Annotated in this window: 23 protein-coding genes and 1 tRNA gene; 11 read left to right on the forward strand and 13 right to left on the reverse strand. The window is 59.1% G+C overall.

Annotated elements, in window-relative coordinates; translation table 11 throughout:
• Nucleotides 1–65: 65 nt before the first annotated feature.
• Complete coding sequence (locus tag GOX66_RS03110; protein WP_170759504.1) at nt 66–1,217, forward strand: FAD-dependent monooxygenase; 1,152 nt, start codon at nt 66–68, stop codon at nt 1,215–1,217.
• A gap of 4 nt (nt 1,218–1,221) precedes the next feature.
• Here the strand turns inward: GOX66_RS03110 and xth are convergent, their stop codons facing one another.
• Both xth and GOX66_RS03120 read right to left on the reverse strand, forming a co-directional pair.
• A complete protein-coding gene (gene xth / locus GOX66_RS03115) occupies nt 1,222–2,001 on the reverse strand; it encodes an exodeoxyribonuclease III (RefSeq protein WP_170759506.1) in 780 nt (259 codons plus the stop codon).
• 60 nt (nt 2,002–2,061) lie between these two features.
• Nucleotides 2,062–2,385, reverse strand: coding sequence for a HesB/IscA family protein (locus GOX66_RS03120; protein WP_170325221.1), 324 nt, complete (start codon nt 2,383–2,385; stop codon nt 2,062–2,064).
• Between the two features lie 76 nt (nt 2,386–2,461).
• Between GOX66_RS03120 and GOX66_RS03125 the strand changes: the two genes are divergently transcribed.
• On the forward strand, nt 2,462–3,604 hold the full coding sequence (locus GOX66_RS03125) for a deoxyguanosinetriphosphate triphosphohydrolase (RefSeq protein WP_170759509.1): 1,143 nt from the start codon (nt 2,462–2,464) through the stop codon (nt 3,602–3,604).
• Here GOX66_RS03125 and GOX66_RS03130 read toward each other — a convergent pair whose 3' ends face one another.
• Entirely contained in the window at nt 3,605–4,156 is a 552-nt protein-coding gene (locus GOX66_RS03130) for a putative pterin-binding protein (RefSeq protein WP_170759511.1), read from the reverse strand.
• 132 nt (nt 4,157–4,288) lie between these two features.
• Between GOX66_RS03130 and argS the strand changes: the two genes are divergently transcribed.
• From argS to GOX66_RS03160, 6 genes are all read left to right on the forward strand, one after another.
• The gene (argS, locus tag GOX66_RS03135; protein WP_170759513.1) at nt 4,289–6,034 is read left to right on the forward strand and encodes an arginine--tRNA ligase; all 1,746 of its coding nucleotides are present in this window, start codon (nt 4,289–4,291) and stop codon (nt 6,032–6,034) included.
• Between the two features lie 88 nt (nt 6,035–6,122).
• Nucleotides 6,123–7,187: an SPOR domain-containing protein gene (locus tag GOX66_RS03140; protein ID WP_170759515.1), complete on the forward strand. Its 1,065-nt coding sequence runs from the start codon at nt 6,123–6,125 to the stop codon at nt 7,185–7,187.
• Nucleotides 7,184–8,191 carry a beta-N-acetylhexosaminidase gene (nagZ, locus tag GOX66_RS03145; RefSeq protein ID WP_170759517.1) on the forward strand — a complete coding sequence of 336 codons (1,008 nt, stop codon included), beginning with the start codon at nt 7,184–7,186 and terminating at the stop codon, nt 8,189–8,191. The genes GOX66_RS03140 and nagZ overlap by 4 nt, the downstream gene beginning before the upstream one ends.
• On the forward strand, nt 8,181–8,975 hold the full coding sequence (locus GOX66_RS03150; RefSeq protein ID WP_170759519.1) for a segregation and condensation protein A: 795 nt from the start codon (nt 8,181–8,183) through the stop codon (nt 8,973–8,975). Before nagZ ends, GOX66_RS03150 begins: the two co-directional genes overlap by 11 nt.
• Nucleotides 8,968–9,624 carry an SMC-Scp complex subunit ScpB gene (gene scpB / locus GOX66_RS03155; protein ID WP_170759522.1) on the forward strand — a complete coding sequence of 219 codons (657 nt, stop codon included), beginning with the start codon at nt 8,968–8,970 and terminating at the stop codon, nt 9,622–9,624. Before GOX66_RS03150 ends, scpB begins: the two co-directional genes overlap by 8 nt.
• Before the next feature lie 63 nt (nt 9,625–9,687).
• Nucleotides 9,688–9,921, forward strand: coding sequence for a hypothetical protein (locus GOX66_RS03160; protein WP_170759523.1), 234 nt, complete (start codon nt 9,688–9,690; stop codon nt 9,919–9,921).
• On the opposite strand, the gene GOX66_RS03165 is transcribed toward GOX66_RS03160, so the two are convergent.
• The 8 genes from GOX66_RS03165 to GOX66_RS03200 all read right to left on the reverse strand — a co-directional run bounded on the left by GOX66_RS03165 (nt 9,922) and on the right by GOX66_RS03200 (nt 15,297).
• The gene (locus GOX66_RS03165) at nt 9,922–11,001 is read right to left on the reverse strand and encodes a 2'-deoxycytidine 5'-triphosphate deaminase (protein ID WP_170759525.1); all 1,080 of its coding nucleotides are present in this window, start codon (nt 10,999–11,001) and stop codon (nt 9,922–9,924) included.
• 61 nt (nt 11,002–11,062) lie between these two features.
• Nucleotides 11,063–11,139: transfer RNA gene (locus GOX66_RS03170), tRNA-Pro, on the reverse strand.
• 61 nt (nt 11,140–11,200) lie between these two features.
• Nucleotides 11,201–11,824, reverse strand: a complete 624-nt coding sequence (locus tag GOX66_RS03175; protein WP_170759527.1) for a MerR family transcriptional regulator — start codon at nt 11,822–11,824, stop codon at nt 11,201–11,203.
• Nucleotides 11,825–11,842: 18 nt separating this feature from the next.
• Nucleotides 11,843–12,145, reverse strand: coding sequence for an integration host factor subunit alpha (gene ihfA / locus GOX66_RS03180; protein WP_008755922.1), 303 nt, complete (start codon nt 12,143–12,145; stop codon nt 11,843–11,845).
• Nucleotides 12,146–12,241: 96 nt separating this feature from the next.
• A complete protein-coding gene (locus GOX66_RS03185; RefSeq protein ID WP_170759529.1) occupies nt 12,242–13,213 on the reverse strand; it encodes a beta-ketoacyl-ACP synthase III in 972 nt (323 codons plus the stop codon).
• Nucleotides 13,214–13,234: 21 nt separating this feature from the next.
• Nucleotides 13,235–14,323 carry a phosphate acyltransferase PlsX gene (gene plsX / locus GOX66_RS03190; protein ID WP_170759532.1) on the reverse strand — a complete coding sequence of 363 codons (1,089 nt, stop codon included), beginning with the start codon at nt 14,321–14,323 and terminating at the stop codon, nt 13,235–13,237.
• A gap of 24 nt (nt 14,324–14,347) precedes the next feature.
• Complete coding sequence (gene rpmF, locus GOX66_RS03195; RefSeq protein WP_037316137.1) at nt 14,348–14,554, reverse strand: 50S ribosomal protein L32; 207 nt, start codon at nt 14,552–14,554, stop codon at nt 14,348–14,350.
• A 206-nt stretch (nt 14,555–14,760) separates the two neighbouring features.
• Nucleotides 14,761–15,297 carry a YceD family protein gene (locus GOX66_RS03200; protein ID WP_170759534.1) on the reverse strand — a complete coding sequence of 179 codons (537 nt, stop codon included), beginning with the start codon at nt 15,295–15,297 and terminating at the stop codon, nt 14,761–14,763.
• An 84-nt stretch (nt 15,298–15,381) separates the two neighbouring features.
• On the opposite strand from GOX66_RS03200, the gene GOX66_RS03205 reads away from it, so the two are divergent.
• From GOX66_RS03205 to GOX66_RS03215, 3 genes are all read left to right on the forward strand, one after another.
• The gene (locus GOX66_RS03205) at nt 15,382–15,855 is read left to right on the forward strand and encodes an outer membrane protein assembly factor BamE (RefSeq protein ID WP_170759537.1); all 474 of its coding nucleotides are present in this window, start codon (nt 15,382–15,384) and stop codon (nt 15,853–15,855) included.
• Nucleotides 15,856–15,953: 98 nt separating this feature from the next.
• Nucleotides 15,954–16,688, forward strand: a complete 735-nt coding sequence (locus GOX66_RS03210; protein ID WP_170759539.1) for a GNAT family N-acetyltransferase — start codon at nt 15,954–15,956, stop codon at nt 16,686–16,688.
• Nucleotides 16,689–16,729: 41 nt separating this feature from the next.
• Nucleotides 16,730–18,538, forward strand: a complete 1,809-nt coding sequence (locus tag GOX66_RS03215; protein WP_237212483.1) for an ABC-F family ATP-binding cassette domain-containing protein — start codon at nt 16,730–16,732, stop codon at nt 18,536–18,538.
• Here the strand turns inward: GOX66_RS03215 and GOX66_RS03220 are convergent.
• Nucleotides 18,535–19,092 (reverse strand): sugar O-acetyltransferase, encoded by a 558-nt coding sequence (locus GOX66_RS03220; protein WP_170759541.1) that lies wholly within the window; start codon nt 19,090–19,092, stop codon nt 18,535–18,537. The two genes, GOX66_RS03215 and GOX66_RS03220, sit on opposite strands and share 4 nt — an antisense overlap.
• A 9-nt stretch (nt 19,093–19,101) precedes the next feature.
• Entirely contained in the window at nt 19,102–19,857 is a 756-nt protein-coding gene (locus GOX66_RS03225) for a 3-hydroxyacyl-CoA dehydrogenase (RefSeq protein WP_170759543.1), read from the reverse strand.
• Nucleotides 19,858–20,236: the final 379 nt, after the last annotated feature.

The following is a 20,236-nucleotide window of genomic DNA, read 5'->3' on the forward strand; positions in this document are numbered from 1 at the left end:
GGAAAAACTGGAAAACTTTGACGCCGGGGCCTTTTGCTCCGGCGTTTTTGCGTTAAGCCGGTGCCATGAAATTGGACGGTCTGAAATTCAGTGTCATCGGAGGCGGGATCGGTGGTCTGGCCGCTGCTCTGGCGTTGCAGCAACGTGGTGCTCAGGTCACCGTTTTGGAGCAGGCTTCTGCGTTAACAGAAGTCGGCGCCGGATTGCAGATCAGCGCCAACGGGATGGCTGTTCTGCGCGCGCTGAATGTGGTTGGCAAGGTGCCTGAAGCCGGGCAGATTTCGCACGGCACGATCTTGCGGGATTACCGCAAGGGGCGCATCATCAGCCATCTTCCCGGCCCTGCCGCTGGTCCGACTTACTATTACCACCGCGCCGATCTTTTGGAACTGTTGCACCGGGCCGCCCTGAAAGCGGGTGTTGAGATTCGGTTGGACGCAAGGGTGACGCGGGTTCTCAAGCACCCGACCGAGGCCGAAGTGATATTGGACAGCGGAGAGCGGCTGCGCTCTGAATGTGCCATTGCCGCGGACGGGGGGCGCAGCGCGATCCGCCCGATCCTGAACGGTGTCGAAAATCCGCAATTCACGCATCAGATCGCCTGGCGGGCAACCATCCCCTGGTCGCAGTGTCAGGACACACCACGCGCCTCGCTGACGATGGGACCAAAGCGGCACGTGGTCACTTATCCGCTACGTGACCAGTCCTTGATGAATGTTGTAGCGATCGAAGAACGTTCGGACTGGCAGGAAGAGGGCTGGCGCCTGCAAGGCGATCCGGACGACCTGCGCGCGCGATTTGCAGATTTTGGCGGGCCGGTACATGATATTTTGGCTGAGGTGAATGAGAGCCATCTATGGGCTCTGTTCCTGCGTCCTGTGGCACAATGCTGGCAAAACGGACGCCTGGCTCTGTTGGGCGATGCAGCACATCCGACTTTGCCGTTCATGGCACAGGGGGCGTGTCTGGCGCTGGAGGATGTATGGATTCTGATCCGGTCGTTCGAAGAGCAGTCAGGCGTAAAACTGGCCCTTGCCGCCTACGAAGCGCGCCGTCGCCCGAGGGCGCAACAAGTGGTCGCCGCGGCAGGCGCAAACGCGCGCAACTTCCATCTGAGCGGCCCCATGCGATTGGCCGCGCAAGCGGCATTGATGGCCGTGGGCTCGCGGCTGGCACAACGCTACGAGTGGATTTACAGCTACGACGCAACGACCTGAGCCGTCACAGATCAAGGTCGACCCAGACCGGCACGTGGTCGGAGGGTTTTTCGTGCCCGCGCACTTCGGCATCGATCCGGCAGTCGCGCATCAGATCAGCGGCCTGCGGTGTTAGCAGGAAATGGTCGATCCGAATCCCGTCATTCTTGTTCCATGCACCAGCCTGATAATCCCAGAACGAATAATGTCCGGCCCCTTGAGTGCGGGCACGGAAGGCTTCGGTAAACCCAAGGTTCAGGATCTTGCGAAAAGCTGCCCGGCTTTCCGGCCGGAATAAGGCGTCCTCGCGCCAGGCATCGGGGCGTGCTGCGTCCTCTGCTTGCGGAATAATGTTATAATCACCTGCCATTAGCGCAGGTTCTTCACTGACCATCAGATCGCGCGCACGGTGATACAACCGCTCCATCCAGGCCAATTTATACTCATATTTCGGGCCAGGCACCGGGTTGCCGTTGGGCAGGTACAACCCACAAATGCGCAGCGCCTGCTTGCCGATCACAGTGGCCTCGATCCAGCGTGCTTGTTCGTCCTCGTCATCGCCGGGCAGACCACGAGACACGTCCTCAACCGGCAGCTTGGACAGGATCGCCACGCCGTTGAAGCTCTTTTGCCCGTGGGTTTCGACGTTATAGCCGCGTTCTTCGAACAGTTCGCGGGGAAAGTTCTCGTCGATCGACTTGATCTCTTGCAGCAGCACGACGTCGGGCTGGGCGTCATCCAACCAACGGGGCAGGGCCTCGGCCCGCGCCTTGATGCCGTTGATGTTGAACGTGGCGATTTTCATGCGCGATCCTCCGGCTGGCTGCCGGTTGATCTATCCCTCAACCGCGCGGTCAGGGCAAGGTCACATTGAAAATGAAGTGCCGCAGCCGCAGGACGAGGTGGCGTTGGGGTTCTCGATCACAAACCGCGCCCCGATCAACTCCTGCGTGAAATCAATCACCGCGTTTTCCAGAAACGGCAGGGAAATCGAGTCGACAATCACCTTTTGGCCTTTGCCTTCCAGCACAAGGTCGTCTTCTTTGGGTTCGTCCAGAGCGATTTCGTATTGAAAACCGGAACATCCGCCGCCTTCCACTGCGACGCGCAGGGCCTGACCCTGATCCGCTGCGCCGATCTCGGCGAGACGGTCAAAGGCGCGTTCTGTGACTGTGGGGGGCAGATTCATGCCGGTCTCCAAAGGTTTATTTCCTTTACGCCTTACAATATAGAAAGTGCAAGGACAGGCGACAAGGACATGACCTTTGGACAGAGCGGGTTTTGCCTCGGATCCAGGCCGCGCAAGGGGGCGGCTTGTGCCAGAGGAGGAAAGCAGTTTCCGGTCATGCTTTCAGCGTGACAGGGATCGGATCATTCACGCCAGCGCGTTTCGGCGGCTCAAGCATAAGACACAGGTGTTTGTTGAGCATGAGGGCGACAGTTATCGCACGCGTCTGACCCATTCCATCGAAGTGGCGCAGGTGGCGCGCACGATATCGGGCGCTTTGGGGCTGAACCCCGAACTGACCGAAGCGGTCGCTCTGGCACATGACCTTGGCCACACCCCGTTTGGCCATACAGGCGAGGACGCGCTGCATGCGCTTATGAACCCCTATGGCGGGTTTGATCACAACGCGCAGGCCATCCGGATTGTGACCAGGCTGGAGCGTCATTACGCCGAATTCGACGGCTGCAATCTGACATGGGAATGCCTTGAGGGGATTGCCAAGCATAATGGGCCAGTCACAGGGGAGTTGCCCTGGGCGCTGGCCGAGTGCAACGAGGGCTTTGATCTGGAACTGCACACCCACGCCAGTGCCGAGGCGCAGGTGGCGGCGCTCTCGGATGACATCGCCTATAACAACCACGATCTGTTGGATGGTCTGCGCGCTAACCTGTTCACGGATGACGAAATCCAGCAATTGCCGATCGTGGGTGAGTGCTATGCCGAGGTGGACCGCAGATACCCCGGACTGGACCCGTACCGCCGCCGGCACGAAGCGTTGCGGCGCGTCTTTGGCGTCATGGTGTCGGACGTGATCGACACCTCGCGCGGACTGATCGCCGATTCAGGCGCGCAATCCGTCGAAGAGATCCGGCATTTGGGGCATCCGGTGATCCAGTTTTCGACTGGCCTCTGGGCGCAGCTCAAGGAAATCCGGGCTTTCCTGTTCACCCGGATGTATCGCGCGCCCAGCGTCATGAAGGTTCGGGCCGAAGTCAGCGCGGTTGTTCAGGATCTGTTTCCAATCTACCTCAATGACCCCAAGCAGATGCCCACACGGTGGCATGGTGATATCGAGGCTGCCCGAGATGAAACGGCGCTGGCCCGGATCGTGTCGGACTATATTGCCGGGATGACCGACCGGTTCGCGCTGCAAGACCACAAAAGGTTGACGGGCAGGTAGTCACTCCACTCCGATATAGGCCAGTGCCCAAACCTGTTGCCCAGCCTGCTCCTGTGCCAGATCAGTATCGTCTGTCGGTGGGAATACGATCATCGTTGGGCCATAGCCACCAATGCCCATCGGGATTCCGTCTGCATGGGTCGCAACGATGGGTTGATGCGCAGTGATGCTGTCCCAGGGGATTTCGGATTGATAGCCATCCATGGCCATGGGCTTCGCGGTTTTACCTTCGGCACCTGCCATGATCATGACTTCAGACAAGTGCGGGCCGGAAAAAGTGATGTCGCGTTGATTGCCTTCCGGACCGTAAGTAATGGTGATTTCCACTTGTTTCAGCCCGTCCAGCATGGGGGCGTCGAAACCCGTGGCACCATTGTGCTGAACTTCGAGAAACCCAAGCAAACCACCGTCATTCTCCCCTCGTGCAGGCAGATTGGTTTCGGTAACGGCTCCACCCAATGTCAACAGCACATGTCCCTGTGGCGCGGATATCTCTGCCCAGACCGGCAGCGAGGTGGTCAGGACAAAAGCAAGGGGCAGGGCAAGGCGCATGGATGGGTCTCCGGTTAGGAATTTCCACCGACATTAGCCCGGCTTACGGCTAATCCAAGCCTAAACTGTTCGCTTCCATTGACCTTGCCGCTTTGCGTGGTAAACCGCCGGGCAAGCAAAAGGACATCCGAAATGAACCTGTTTTCCGAGATCCGCGGCCTCGTACTGGACGCGCTGGCACAGATGCAGTCCGAAGATGCACTGCCTGAGGGGTTGAGCTTTGACAACGTGGCGGTCGAGCCTCCGCGCGATGCCGCGCATGGCGACATGGCGACCAACGCGGCGATGGTGCTGGCGAAACCGGCCAAGATGAAACCACGCGACATTGCCGATGTGCTTGCCGGAAAGCTGGCAGAGGATGAGCGGATCACCAGCGCCGAAGTGGCTGGCCCGGGCTTTCTGAACTTGCGGCTGGCGCCGGCAGTTTGGCAGGGTGTTCTGGCAACCGTGCTGGAGAAGGGTACCGATTATGGGCGCTCGACCATGGGGCATGGTCAGAAAGTCAACGTGGAATACGTTTCTGCCAACCCGACCGGGCCTTTGCATGTAGGCCATACGCGCGGTGCTGTGTTCGGAGACGCTCTGGCCAGTTTGCTGGCCTATTCGGGCCATGATGTGACCCGCGAATACTACATCAACGACGGTGGCGCGCAGGTCGATGTGCTGGCACGCTCGGCCTATGAGCGATATCGCGAGGCCAATGGACTGAGCCCCGAGATTGCCGAGGGTCTGTATCCCGGCGATTACCTGATCCCGATCGGTGAGGCGCTGAAAGAGAAATATGGCGATAGCCTGATCGACAAGCCCGAAAGCGACTGGCTTGAGGATCTGCGCAACTTTGCAACCGATGCGATGATGGATCTGATCCGTGCCGACATGAAGGCGCTGGGCGTCGAGATGGACGTGTTCTTCTCGGAAAAGTCTCTTTATGGCACTGGAAAGATCGAGGCCGCGCTGAAGTCTCTCACCGACAAAGGCCTGATCTACGAAGGTGTGCTGGAGCCGCCAAAGGGCAAAAAGCCCGAGGATTGGGAGCCGCGTGAACAGACCTTGTTCAAGTCGACCGAGCATGGCGATGACGTCGACCGCCCGGTCAAGAAATCAGATGGCAGCTGGACCTATTTCGCCCCGGATATCGCCTATCACTATGACAAGGTGACCCGTGGGTTTGACGCGCTGATCGACGTGTTCGGTGCCGACCACGGTGGCTATGTCAAACGTATGAAGGCGGCTGTGTCGGCCCTGTCCGATGGCAAGGTGCCGCTGGATATCAAGCTGACCCAGCTGGTGAAGCTGTGGAAGAATGGCGAGCCGTTCAAGATGTCCAAGCGGGCCGGGAACTTTGTCACCCTGCGCGATGTGGTCGATCAGGTTGGTCCGGACGTGACCCGCTTCGTCATGCTGACCCGCAAGAACGACGCGCCGCTGGACTTCGATTTCGACAAGGTGCTGGAGCAAAGCCGCGAAAACCCGGTTTTCTACGTGCAATACGCCCATGCTCGGGTCATGAGCGTGCTGCGCCGTGCCGCCGATGCGGATATCGCAGCAGACGATGCGACCCTCAAGGGCGCCGATCTGGGCAAGATTGACCACGCTTCGGAACTGACGGTCGCCAAGAAGCTGGCGGAATGGCCGCGTCTGGTCGAAATCGCTGCGCGTACGAATGAACCGCACCGCGTTGCGTTTTACCTGTACGAGCTTGCAGGCGACTTCCATGCGCTTTGGAATAAGGGCAACGATGAAACCCAACTGCGCTTTATCCAGGATGGCGATGTTGCCACAAGCCAGTCAAAAATCGCGTTGGCCCGGGCCGTTTCTGTTGTGATTTCAGCAGGCTTAGGTATTCTTGGCGTCACTCCGGCGCAGGAGATGCGGTAACAAACACCGCCCGAACCGCCGGTACGAGGTAGGCAAGAAATGACCCGCGCGCCCTTGTATTAGGCGCGAAACGGGCGGTGAGGCGCATATGGCAAGTTACGATTACTCGGGGCAAGCGCGCCCCGAGCAGATGCATTACACGAATCAGCCCCATCTTCAGGATGGGTATGAGTACTCCGACGACATGCAGGACTATGAAGTGGCTCCGCGTGCAGTGGGGCTGGGTCGAATTGTCAATGCGCTGGGTGCGGTTGCCTCTCTGGCATTGGTCGCCGGGATTGGCGTCTGGGGTTACAAGCTGGTAATGCGGGATGTCAGCGGTGTGCCGGTTGTGCGTGCCATCGAAGGACCGATGCGTATTCAGCCCGAAAACCCCGGCGGAACCCCAGCGGACCATCAGGGCCTGGCCGTTAACGCAGTCGCAGCTGTCGGAACGGCCGCGCCACCGGCAGATCGTCTGATTCTCGCGCCGCGCCCGGTTTCGTTGACGGACGAGGATACACCGGTCGAACCGCTGAAACCGACCAAAGCAGTGCATGTGGTCGAAGAAGAGATTTCCAATCAGGAAGCGGCTCAACTGCGTCAGAGCTCGGTAGACGCATTGGTCGCGGAGTTGGCGGGTGAGGCCGAAAAAGCCGAGGAGTCGGAAGACCAGGGCGTGCAATTGGCCGCTCTGTCCATACCCGAGGAAGAACCCGCGATTGACCCGGCTGATCTGGCTGCGCAACTGCCTGACCCGGAACTGGTGGCTCTGCCGGGCGTCCGCCGGTCTTTGCGCCCAATCACCCGCCCGGCCCGGGCAACAGCCAGCCGCATAACCCCGAACAGCAATACAGAGGCTGCGATAAATGCCGCAGTCAAAGCGGCCGTTGGGTTGGATGTGGACCCGAATTCGCTGTCCAAGGGGACGCGTATGGCGCAGTTGGGGGCGTATGAAAGCTCGGATGTGGCCCGTTCGGAATGGAATCGTCTGAATGGTCGGTTTGGTGAATATATGGATGGAAAACAGCGCGTTATCCAGAAAACCTCAAGTGGTGGGCGCACCTTTTACCGCCTGCGTGTCCTGGGTTTTGAAGATCTGAGTGACTCGCGCCAGTTCTGCGCAGCGCTGCAGGCTCAGGGTGCAGACTGTATTCCGGTTGCCGCGCGGTGACATTCGGCGCGGCGATCACCGATGCCGAAGGCCTGCGCCTGACGCCCGAGGAAAAGAAGCTGTTCCGCCAGAAGAACCCTTTCGGGTTCATTCTGTTTGCCCGCAACATCGATACGGCCGATCAGGTCCGTGCCCTGTGCGACGATTTCCGCGAGGCGGTGGGGCGCAATTGCCCGATCACCATCGATCAGGAAGGCGGCCGTGTGCAGCGCCTGCGCGCGCCATTGGCACGGGAATGGATGCCGCCCTTGAACCACGCGGAACGCGCGGGCGATCAGGCCGAACGCGCCATGTATCTGCGTTACCGCCTGATAGCGAACGAACTGTTCGGGCTGGGCATCGACAGCAATTGTGCCCCGATGGTGGATCTGGCTCGGGATGAAACGCACCCGTTCCTGAGGAACCGCTGCTATGGGTCTGATCCCAAAGCGGTTTCCGCGACAGGTAGGGCTGTAGCCAAAGGGCATTTGGATGGGGGCGTCCTTCCAGTGATCAAACACATACCGGGCCATGGGCGGGCGACCCAGGATAGCCATCTTGAGCTGCCGCATGTGGACTTGGTGCAGGACGAACTGGAACAGGTTGATTTCGCCCCGTTCAAGGCTCTGAATGACTTGCCAATGGGGATGACCGCGCATCTGGTCTATGATCGGATCGACCCGCGCCCAGCCACGATATCGCATACGATGATCAACCTGATCCGCGAAGAATTCGGCTTTGATGGCCTGATTATGACTGACGATATCTCGATGAAAGCCCTCAGCGGCGCGCCCGAAGAGATAGCGCTCCAGGCACTGAATGCCGGGTGTGATGTGGTTCTGCATTGCAACGGTTCTTTCGAGGCCCGCGCAAAAGTGCTGGATGCCGCCGGAGAGATGACAGAGCAGGCACAGAAACGCGCAGAACGGGCGCTGGCGATGCGGCGGAAGCCCGCGGAACTTGACATCCCCGCGGCTGAGGCGGAACTATCTCGCCTAATGGGCGGGCAGGTGTATGAACGATAGTCTATTCAGCGAAGACCCGGTCTCGGTCGCGGATCGTCTTGCGGCCGAAGCCTTGATCGTTGACGTTGACGGGTTCGAGGGCCCGTTGGACGTGTTGCTGATGCTGTCGCGCACGCAAAAGGTCGACCTGCGGAAAATCTCGGTTCTGGCTCTGGCGCAGCAGTATCTGGCCTTTGTTGAAAAGGCGCGTGCGCTGCGCATCGAATTGGCAGCCGACTACCTGGTGATGGCCGCCTGGCTGGCCTTTCTGAAGTCCCGCCTGCTGCTGCCGCCCGACCCGGATGACGAAGGCCCTTCGGGGGAGGAACTGGCCGCGCATCTGGCGTTTCAGCTGGAGCGCCTGCAGGCCATGCGCGACGCCGCCGCGCGCCTGATGGCGCGGGACCAGCTGGGACGCGATTTCTTCAAACGCGGTCAGGGCGAGGACATCACCCGAATCCGCACCGTGACTTATTCTGCGACCCTGTTGGACCTGATGCAGGGTTATGCTCGCATCCGCACCCGCGACGAATTCCGCCCCTTTGTGATGGACCGAGATGCTGTTTTCACCATGGAGCAGGCGCTGGAGCGGATGCGCCCGCTGATCGGGTTTGCGGGCGCATGGACGGATATGGAGACCTATCTGCCCGATGGTTGGGACGCTGATCCGGTGCGTCGGCGCTCGGCCACGGCGGCGACCTTTGCGGCCTCGCTAGAGCTGGTGAAAGAAGGACATATGGAAATCAAGCAAAGCGAAACCTTTGCCCCGATCCATCTGCGTAAGAGGACTGAAACACGTGACTGACGCCACCGAAGAAGAAGGCACCGGCACCCTGTTCGAAGCCCCCCCTCTGGCCGAACAGGAACGTATGGTCGAGGCCGTTCTGTTTGCCAGTGCCGAACCGGTGACCATTGCCGACCTGGAGGCGCGGATGCCGCATGGCAGCGATGCAGTACAAGCGGTTGAAATGCTTCAAAAACGGTATGAGGGGCGTGGTGTCCGCGTTGTCAAGGTCGGTGAAGCCTGGGCTATTCGAACAGCCCCCGATCTGGGGTTCCTGATGCAGAAGGAAACGGTTGAGACCCGCAAACTCAGCCGTGCCGCGATCGAAACACTGGCCATCGTGGCCTATCATCAGCCCTGCACGCGGGCGGAGATCGAAGAAATCCGCGGTGTCTCGGTGTCGCGTGGGACGATTGACCAGTTGCTGGAAATGGAATGGATCAGACTGGGCCGTCGTCGGATGACACCGGGCCGGCCGGTGACATTTGTGGTGACGCCACAGTTTCTGGATCACTTCGGGCTGGAAAACGCCCGCGACCTGCCGGGCCTCAAGGAGCTGCGGGCCGCCGGGTTGCTGGAAAACAGGCCACCTCCGGGCACGATCCCTCTGGGGGAAGGGCGCGAAGAAGACCAGGACGAGGATCAGACCGAACTGTTCGAAGAAGAGTGATCGCGCGGCCCTTTTGTTGCCGCGCAGATCACCTATGTTGGGGCGGGAAAACGGAGTTGAGCAATGAATGCCAATCGGATCATCGATATAATCGTGCGCCAGGTCATGCGGCGCCTTGTCAATAAGGGTGTGGACAAGGGTTTTGACGTGGCAAGCCGGATGGGCGGCAAATCCGAGCAGCAAACCGGGAAACCGGGAACAGGTCGTCCGGTTCAGGGCAACGCAGGCCGCTCAGCGCAGGGGATGAAGCAGGCGCAGCGCATGACCCGTCAGATGCGCCGGTTTATGAAGTTCTGATCAGCTAACCGCCTTGAAATGCTTGGACAGTTTCAGGCCCTGTCCCTGATAGTTTGACGCGATGCCAGCGCCATATAGCTGCGTGGGCATCTCGGCCATCTTCTCGTAGACCAGCCGCCCGACGACCTGACCGTGTTCCAGCGCGAAAGGCGCCTCGTGGCAGCGGACCTCCAGCACACCGCGTGATCCCGCGCCCCCGGCGGCGGCATGGCCGAATCCGGGATCGAAGAAGCCTGCATAATGCACCCGAAATTCGCCCACCATCGCCAGATAAGGGGCCATTTCGGCGGCATACAACGGTGGGATATGCACCGCCTCACGGCTGACAAGAATATAGAACGCGCCGGGGTCCAGGATGATGCGGCCATCAGTGGTGCGCACCTCTTCCCAGTATTCTTGCGGGTCGTATTCCCCAATCCGGTCCAGATCGATCACGCCGGTATGCGGCTTGGCGCGATAGCCAACCAGATCGGTGTCGGGCAATTGAAGATCGACCGAGAAACCCAGCCCGTCCTGAATCACTGCGGGGCCATCGACCAGCGGGGCCTCGGCGTGCAGCGCAGTCAGTTCTGTGTCGCTGAGAACGGCCTGACCCTGACGGAACCGGATCTGGTTTAGCCGCATGCCGGGGCGCACCAGCACCGAGAAAGACCGTGGGCAAATCTCGGCATAAAGCGGCCCTGTATAGCCCGCAGGAACCCGGTCGAATTCAGTGCCGCCATCGGTGATCGCACGGGTCAACAGGTCGAGACGCCCGGTTGAGCTTTTCGCGTTGGCCACCGCGCTGACATCAGCGGGCAGGGCCAGCGATTCCATCAGAGGCACCAGATAGACACAGCCTTTTTCCAGAACTGCGCCGTCCGAGATATCGATACGATGCATTTCAAACTCAGCCAGACGGTCGGCGACCGTGCGGTCTTCGCCGGCAAGAAAAGATGCGCGAACCCTGTAAGCTACTGTTCCAAGGCGTAAATCAAGACTGGCCGGTTGGACCTGCTCGGGGATGACCTCGGGGCTGGCGGTGATCTCACCGCGTGTAATCATCGCCTCGATCTGCTGGTTTGGGCATACGCCTGTCATTCCGATCCCCCCTGATGCCAGAGCGGGATCCGGCCTGTGTGCCATAAACGTCGGTGTGATTTGGTCGGGCTAGCAGGACTCGAACCTGCGACCTTCCGTCCCCCAGACGGACGCGCTACCAGGCTGCGCCATAGCCCGACGTTGAGGTGTTCATAAAGACTTTCCCAGCAGGGGCAAGAGGAAATCATCGCCTTTTTTCTTATCCCGCCGATCGGTTTTCAATTCGGTCGAGAACAGCGCGAAGGTCTTTTGCCACCGGTGCAATTTCCCGCAACAGCTTGTCGTCAAAATCGGTTCGCTCCCATGCTTGCGTCGCGATTCCGCCGAGCAGGGGGGCTTCGTCCAGATATTCGGGCTCTGCCTCCTGCTGCACAGGTTTCGACTGTTGTGGGGCCGGTTTCGGTTCCACTGCGGTTGCGGTCACCGGTTCTGCGGCCGGAGTGGTGTCGCCCAAGTCCAGTTTTGCCTGATCGCTTTCTGACGCAGTTTTGGCTTCGAAAGGGACGACTACATTGTCATTTGCTGTAGCTTCCGGCTCGGCCATTTCATCCAAACTCTGCGACAGTGATGCGACATGGTTCACACCTTGTTCGCGCAGGATGCGTTGGACGCCCTTGATCGTAATACCATCCTCGTGAAGCAGCTTCTTGATGCCGCCCAGCAAGCGCATATCATTAGGCCGGTAGTACCGGCGACCGCCCGCACGTTTGACCGGTTTGACCTGGCTAAAACGGCTTTCCCAGAATCGCAGCACATGTGCCTGAACGCCCAGCCAATCCGCAACTTCACTGATAGTGCGAAAGGCGTCTGGGGACTTGCTCATAACCGTGCCGTCCTGATCTTACTTGCGGTTCCCTGCGGCGACGCGATCTTTCATAAGATGCGACGGGCGGAATGTCAGAACCCGGCGGGGCTGAATCGGAACCTCTTCACCGGTTTTGGGGTTGCGGCCGATACGGGCGGTTTTGTCCCGAACGCTGAAGGTGCCAAAAGATGAAATCTTTACCTGTTCGCCACGCACCAGCGCGTCGGACATATGGTTCAGAACGCTTTCCACCAGTTGCGCACTTTCATTGCGTGACAGGCCGACTTCACGAAAGACGGCCTCGCTCAGATCCATTCGGGTCAGTGTTTTATCGCCCATACTTTTTCCCCTGTTGCTACCAAAGAATATGGTGGAGGGAAATTCGCTGTCAATATCAATGAATTGCAAGGCGGTGTGTAAGCCGAATTGCGCCGGTTACCAGCGCAGGACAACCGACCCCCAGGCCAGGCCACCACCGATGGCCTCGGTCACGATCAGGTCGCGCTGTTTGATCTGCCCGCGCTCTTTGCCCACGGACAGGGCAAGGGGAATCGATGCGGCAGACGTGTTGCCGTGATCCTGAACGGTGACAACCACATTCTCCATCGGCAGACCCATTTTCTTGGCCGTGCCCTGAATAATGCGGATATTTGCCTGATGTGGCACGATCCAGTCGACGTCGGAATTGCTGAGGCCCACGGCCGACAGCGCGGTTTCTGCTGTTTTGGCCAGTTTTTCGACCGCATGACGAAACACTTGATTGCCCTGCATGCGAAGATGGCCGGTCGATTGGGTCGATACCCCGCCATCGACATAGAGCAGATCCTTGTAGCGGCCGTCCGAGTTGAGGTCGGTCGCCAGAATGCCGCGATCCTGAGCGGTCCCTTCGCCTTCCTGCAGTTCAAGGATCAAAGCGCCGGCGCCATCGCCGAACAGCACGCATGTGGACCGGTCCGACCAATCCATGATTCGCGAAAATGTTTCGGCTCCGATGACCAGCACGCGCTTGGCCTGACCTGACAGGATCAGGGCGTTCGCGTTGCTGAGCGCGAAAACGAAACCAGCGCAAACGGCCTGAACGTCAAAGGCAAAGCCCTTGGTCATGCCCAACCGGGCCTGAACCATCGTCGCTGCCGACGGGAAGGTCAGATCAGCGGTCGAAGTGGCCAGAATGATCGCGTCGATGTCGTCCGCGGTCAGGCCAGCATCGGCCAGCGCAGCCTCGGCCGCCTTGGTGGCAAGATCAGAAGTGGTCTCACCATCGGCGGCAAAGTGGCGGCGTTCGATACCTGAGCGGGTTCTGATCCACTCATCCGACGTATCAAGCGTCTTTTCAAATTCGGAGTTCGGAACGATGCGCTCTGGCAAATAATGTCCGACACCTACAACAACTGAACGGCCTGCCATTTTGGGTTACTGCCTTTATTGTTATTCGCCCGCCTTTGGCGGTACGTGCGCGACATCTTGTGCAAGCTCGGCTGTCGATGCAACCCGTGCCGCCAATTTTTCAGCGAAACCAGACTGGGCCAGTGTAAAGGCCAGTTTGACTGCTGCTGATACTCCGGTGGCATCCGCGCCACCATGCGATTTTACCACTGTCCCGTTGAGGCCGAGGAACACCCCGCCGTTAACACGTCGCGGATCGATGCGTTTTTTCAATCGCTGCAGCGAAGTGATCGCCAGAATCGAGGCAAGGCGCGACAGCGGAGAGTATTTGAACGCCTCGCGTAGCAGATCGCCTATCAGGCTTGCCGTGCCTTCACCGGTCTTGATGGCGACGTTGCCGGTAAACCCATCGGTTACAATGACATCCGCCTTGTCGCCGGGGATATCGCTGCCTTCAACGAAGCCGACAAAATTGAATTTTGCCTGATCCGCAAAATCTGAGATCATTGCGTGGGCTTCTTTAAGTTCCGCACGGCCTTTGTGCTCTTCGGTGCCGACATTCAGCAGGCCGATGCGCGGACGTTCCAGCGCCATTCCATTGCGGGCGTAGGATGCGCCCATCAGCGCGTATTGCAACAGATCCTTGGCGTCGGCTCGCACATCCGCGCCCACATCCAGCATCACGTTGAATCCCTGCGGGTTGCGCGAGGGCCACAGAATCGCGATGGCCGGGCGGTTCACGCCCGGCAGTTTACGCAGCCGCATCATCGATAACGCCATCAGCGCACCGGTATTGCCGCAGGACACGGCGCCATGCGCTTCGCCCTGACGCACCGATTCCAGTGCCGACCACATCGAGGTCTGTTTACCGCTGCGGACAACCTGGCTGGGCTTATCCTCCATCGTGACCACATCGGTGCAGTCACGAAAAACGACGCGCCCTTCAAGGACACGCCGTTTGGCGACAAGTTTGCGCAACGTGGCTTCAGGCCCATGCAGGATGAACGCGATGTCGGGGTTCTTGTTTGCCGAATTGGCAACGCCCGCCACCACGGTAGCGGGCCCCGAATCTCCGCCCATAGCGTCAACCGAGATGGTAATCCGTCCGGCTTGCGTGGGCTGTTCTGTCATGCCTTGGCCTGCGCTCTAAAAGGCTTAGGCCGCGTCTTCGTCCAGGTCGATTTCGTCGGCCTGCGCGACGACTTCACGGTCATCATAGTGGCCGCAGGACGCGCAGACATGGTGCGGGCGTTTCAGTTCGCCGCAGTTTGCGCATTCGTTCGGGTTTGCAGCAACCAGAGCGTCGTGTGCGCGGCGGTTGTTGCGACGCGACTTGGAAACTTTGTTCTGTTGGACAGCCATGGTCTCAACCTTTGTCTACTGAGGGTCAGCAGATTCGCCGCCGACCGGGTTTCATTCTTCGTTTTTCTCGTGGTTTGACGCGCGTTTAGGGGACGAGCCCCGCAATGTCCAACCCAAATTCCGATGAGCGCGCGAAAATACTGCGATTCTCGGCATGTTCAAGCGATTTTTCTGAGCGCCTGCTATGACAGGAAAACAGACCTATGTCACTCGTCTTTTTTCAAGGCATCGCGCAAATCGGCCAGCCCCGAAAATGGCTTGACGTCTTCATCGGTCAAAGCCTGCTTACCCGGCTCGGTAAAACCGGCCTGACCCAGTTCTGCGCCATCTTTACGCGGGTATTGGGGCAGGGCCAGCGACAGGGCCTCGACCATGACAAGCGCCGGGTCGATCTCGGCGCCCAGCTGTTCGGTCTCGTCATCTTCGGGGATTTCGAACTCGGGCTCTTCGGGATCGGCCCAGTTAGCGACAAAGACCCGGGTTACGGGAATGTCGATGCGGGTCGTTACCGGCTCCAGCGTCACGACGCAGGGCTGAATGACCGTAGCGCCCAGTTTGCCCTTCAATACCCAGTCACGTTTGCCCGTTGCCCCAACGTCACCTACAAAGCTGAGCTTTCGCAGGCCAAGCAGGCCCAGATCACCCTTGATGGCGTCCAAAGCCTTTGCATCAGGGCGCAGTTCAAACGGAGTTGGTGCGTTTTGGGGCAGATCTGCCACCCGCAGAGATGTCTGGTTGCTCATTCGTGACCCTTTCCTGTGTTGAACCGGGGCTGCGGTTTCTGTAATCGGATAGGGTCCGCGAGGGGGCAACGCAAGAGGGTGTAAATGTTGAAGGTTGTGAACAGGTTGAACCCAGCGTCGAAAACGCTTGTTTTTGCGGCCTGTCTGGCAGCCGTCGGGGCGTGTAGTCCAGTCTTCAAGAATCACGGATATATCCCGCCAGCCGAGGACCTTGCCGAGATCAAGGTCGGTGTGGACACCCGCGACAGCGTTATGGAAGCGGTCGGCGCGCCCAGTTCGTCCGGAGTAGTACGGGATTCCGGATTTTACTACGTTCGGTCCCGCGTTCGTCACTATGGCCCGAAGCGGCCCGAGGTGGTTTCGCGCGAGCTGGTCGCGATCAGCTTTGATGATCGTGGAGTCGTCCGCAACATCGAACGTTTCGGGCTGGAAGACGGCGTGGTCGTTCAACTGGATCGCCGCGTGACCGAATCCTCAATTGAGGGTAAGGGCTTCCTCCGCCAGCTGTTGGGTAACATCGGCAACTTCAACCCTGCCAATATTCCAGGCGCCAACTAATTTACAGCCAAGTCTTGTTATGGTCACAGGACAGTCACACGTCTTGTGATAATGACGCGGCAAGATGAAACAGGTCAGCAACCGCGGAGGATGCGACCATGGCACTATTGCTTGGTAAAGGTCGGTATCGTGCGCGTCTTGCGCAGACACCACAGGATGTGACCGCTGCACAGCGGCTTCGTACCCTGGCCTTTGACACGAACCTGACCGATCGGGACGATTTCGACCCTGTCTGTGCCCATATACTGGTCGAAGATATGCGCGAAGGGAGGCAATTGGTCTGTTGCTTCCGTATGCTGACCATGGAGTGTGGGGCTGAGATCGGTGACAGTTATTCCGCACAATTCTATGACCTGTCCGCCCTCGAAGGTTTTGACGGGCGGATGGTCGAGATGGGGCGGTTTTGCATTCATCCCGACTGGACCGATCCGGACATATTGCGTGTCGCGTGGGGCGCGATGACCGCTTATGTGGACCAAAACAACGTTGAGATGCTGTTCGGCTGTTCTTCCTTTGCGGGGACGGAAACCTCTGAGTATCTGGACGCATTTGCAATGCTGAAGCACCGGCATCTGGCGCCCAAGCGGTGGTTGCCGCGGGTCAAGGCGCCGGATGTGTTCCGCTTTGCTGCCCGTCTGCGTCGTCGGCCAGATTCAAAGAAAGCGATGCTCCGGATGCCGCCTTTGCTGCGCACTTATCTGACGATGGGCGGATGGGTCAGCGATCATGCAGTGGTCGATCGCCACATGAACACACTTCATGTATTCACCGGACTTGAAATCGGAGCGATCCCCCCCGCGCGGAAACGTTTGTTACGGACTGTGGTCAGGTAATCGCCGTTGACGCCTTGGACCTGCCAGTTTAGCTGGCGGGCATGGCGAGAATTCCTTTGTTGCAGATGTCCGGCATTTCCCTGACTTTCGGGGGTAATCCGGTGTTTTCGGGGCTGGACCTTGTAGTCCAGCCGGGTGACCGCGTGGCTTTGGTAGGGCGCAATGGCTCGGGCAAGTCAACCCTGATGAAAGTGATGGCCGGTCTGGTCGAGACCGATCAGGGCGATATCGTGATCCCGCCGGGCAAATCCGTTGGTTACATGGAGCAGGACCCCGGAATGGAGGGTTTTGCCACGCTGGGCGATTATGCTTCCAGCGGGTTGGAGCCGGGTGAGCTGTACAAGGTCGAACGCGCCGGAGAGGGGCTGAAATTTGACCCGTCCCGCCCGGTGGAAACGGCCTCGGGCGGAGAACGGCGGCGTGCCGCATTGGCCAAGCTGATGGCCGAGGCGCCGGATCTGATGTTGCTGGACGAACCGACCAACCATCTGGACATCGAAGCCATCGCGTGGCTTGAACGCGAGTTGGGCTCAACACGGGCGGCCTACGTGCTGATCTCGCACGACCGCGCCTTCCTACGCGCCTTGACCCGCGCGACACTGTGGATCGACCGCGGCATGGTGCGGCGGCAGGAGCAGGGGTTCGAAGCGTTCGAATCCTGGCGCGACAAGGTCTGGGAGGAAGAAGACCAACAGCGACACAAGCTGAACAGGCTGATCAAATCCGAGGCCAAATGGGCTGTCGAAGGCATCAGCGCGCGCCGTAAACGCAATCAGGGGCGGGTGCGCGCTTTGCAGGCTTTGCGAGCCGAGAAGGCAGCGCAGATCAAGCGTCAGGGCTCGGCGGCCATGTCGCTGGATACCGGTCCGAAATCCGGGCGAAAGGTGATTGAGGCCAAAGGCTTGTCCAAGTCTTTTGACGCGCAACAGATCGTGCGGAACTTTGATCTGTTGGCGCAGCGCGGCGACCGCGTGGCTTTTGTCGGTCCCAATGGTGTGGGCAAGACGACACTGTTGAAAATGCTACTGGGGCAAGAAGAGCCGGATGAAGGCACAGTGACCTTGGGCACCAACCTTGTGATCGCTGTATTCGATCAGGCCCGTGCGCAGTTGGACCCGGAGATGACCCTGTGGGACAGCCTGACCGGCGACCCTGAGATGCGGGTATCGGGCAAAGCTGATCAGGTGATGGTGGGCGGTCAGCCCAAACATGTGGTCGGCTACCTCAAGGAATTCCTGTTCGACGAACGGCAGGCAAGAGCGGCTGTTAAGTCCCTGTCAGGGGGTGAAAAAGCGCGGCTGTTGCTGGCCAAACTGATGGCCAAACCCTCGAACCTGCTGGTGCTCGACGAACCGACCAACGATCTGGATGTCGAGACGCTGGATCTGTTGCAGGAACTGTTGGACGACTATGACGGCACCGTTTTGCTGGTCAGTCACGACCGGGATTTTCTGGATCGCGTGGCGACAACGACCATCGCGATGGAGGGCAATGGCCGCGCGACCGTCTATGCCGGCGGGTGGTCGGACTATATTGCGCAACGAGGCGATACCTTCCAAAAGAAGGAAGAAAAAACAAAAACTTCAAAGCCGAAGGTGAAGCAAGAGAGCCAACCGAAATCAGGTCTGTCTTTTTCCGAGAAACACCGTTTGGAAAAACTACCCGCTGAAATTGCCCGCCTTGAAGCCGAGATTGGCAAGCTGGAGGAACTCATGGCCGACCCCGAGTTGTTCACGCGTGAGCCGGTGAAATTCCAGAAGGCGACCGAGGCACTAGTCGAACGGCAGGAAAAACTGGCGGTGGCAGAGGAAGAGTGGCTGGTGCTCGAGGAAAAGGCCGAGGGCGCTTAGGTCTGGTTCACTTTTAAAGGCCGGGCAGGGTTCCCGGCCACCGTCTCGCCATCGGCCACGTCCTTGGTGACCACGCTGCCCGCGCCGATGGTGGCGTTGTCGCCGATGGTGACGCCGGGCATCAGGATGGCCCCTCCACCGACCCAGACGTTTCGGCCAATTGTCACCGGCAACCCGATTTCCAATCCTTGCGTACGCTCAGCCGGGTCTTTGGCGTGCTGGGCGCAATAGATCTGCACATGAGGGCCGAACATCGTGTCGTCCCCGACCCGAACTGGTGCGGTGTCCAGAACCACGCAGCCGGTATTGAAATAGACGCGTTGACCGAGGTGTATATTCAGACCGTAGGCGCAATGAAAGGGGGCTTCGAGAAAACACTCCTCTCCGCAATTGGCGAGAAGCGCTTGCAATTCAGGCACCATCGCGCCACGGGTATCCGGGTGGCAGGTGTTATGCGCATGAACCGCGCGACGCGCCTGAGCGCGTAAGACGTCCAACTCCGGGTCCAGACAGCAATACCACTGCCCGGCTTGCATTTTTTCCCTCTCGGTCATGAGGAAGACCTAGCGCATACGAAGCGCGCCGTCGATGCGGATGACCTCGCCGTTCAGATAGCCCATTTCGACAATGAATCCGGCCAACCGCCCGTATTCACGCGGATCGCCAAGGCGGGCGGGGTTGGGAACATCGGCGGCCAGTTGCTGCTGTACCTCTTCTGGCAGGCCGGCCAGCATCGGCGTCATGAAAATGCCGGGCGCGATGGTCATCACGCGGATACCGGTCGAGGCCAGATCGCGGGCCATGGGCAGGGTCATGCCCACAACACCGCCCTTAGAGGCCGCGTAGGCGGTCTGTCCCTTTTGCCCGTCAAATGCAGCGATTGAAGCGGTGTTGATGATCACCCCGCGGGCGCCGTCCGATTCAGGGTCGTTCAGCGCCATTTCAGCAGCAGCCAATCGCGAGACGTTGAATGTGCCGACCAGATTGATGTCGATGGTTCGCTGAAACGCGTCCAAGGGGTGGGGGCCATCTTTGCCCACCGTCTTGATACCATAGGCGATCCCGGCGCAGTTCACGGCGGCGGTGATCTTGCCCATGCTGTCTTTTGCCTGCGCCACAGCGGCCGAGACCGAACCCTCATCGGTTACATCGGTTTGCGCGAAATGCCCGCCGATTTCTTCCGCGACCCGCGCGCCCCGGTCGGCGTCACGGTCGAGAATCGTGACCTGTGCTCCGTGTTCAGCGAAATACCGGGCGGTGGCTTCTCCCAGTCCTGAAGCCCCGCCAGTGACGATTGCTGCTGTTGTGGACAATTGCATGGCGTGCGCTCCGTTGCGATTTGAACAATTGTTCATTTAATAAAAAACGAAACTTCTGTCCAGCCGCGAGGCAGCAAACAAGTGGACTTCTGCTTTGAGCCCATAGTGACTGGTATTTCTATTCCACCTAAGATTCATTATTCAAAATTAAACAGCAGCAATCGAGTAGACTTATTTGACACTCTTTCGAATAGCGGTTCTTCTAGTTTTGGGTGGATGCACTGGCGCTCAAAATGTTGATGGTCAACCAAACCTAGTCTCTCCCTTCCCGGAGCGACCACGTGAACAATTCACCTTTCGCCACGACATCTTACTGGTGAGGGGTAACGTTCTACACTTTGAAGAGGATGGAACGAGAAGTACTCATCATTTCTTACCG

The organism is Ruegeria lacuscaerulensis, from assembly GCF_013031245.1.
GTDB lineage: Bacteria > Pseudomonadota > Alphaproteobacteria > Rhodobacterales > Rhodobacteraceae > Ruegeria > Ruegeria lacuscaerulensis_C.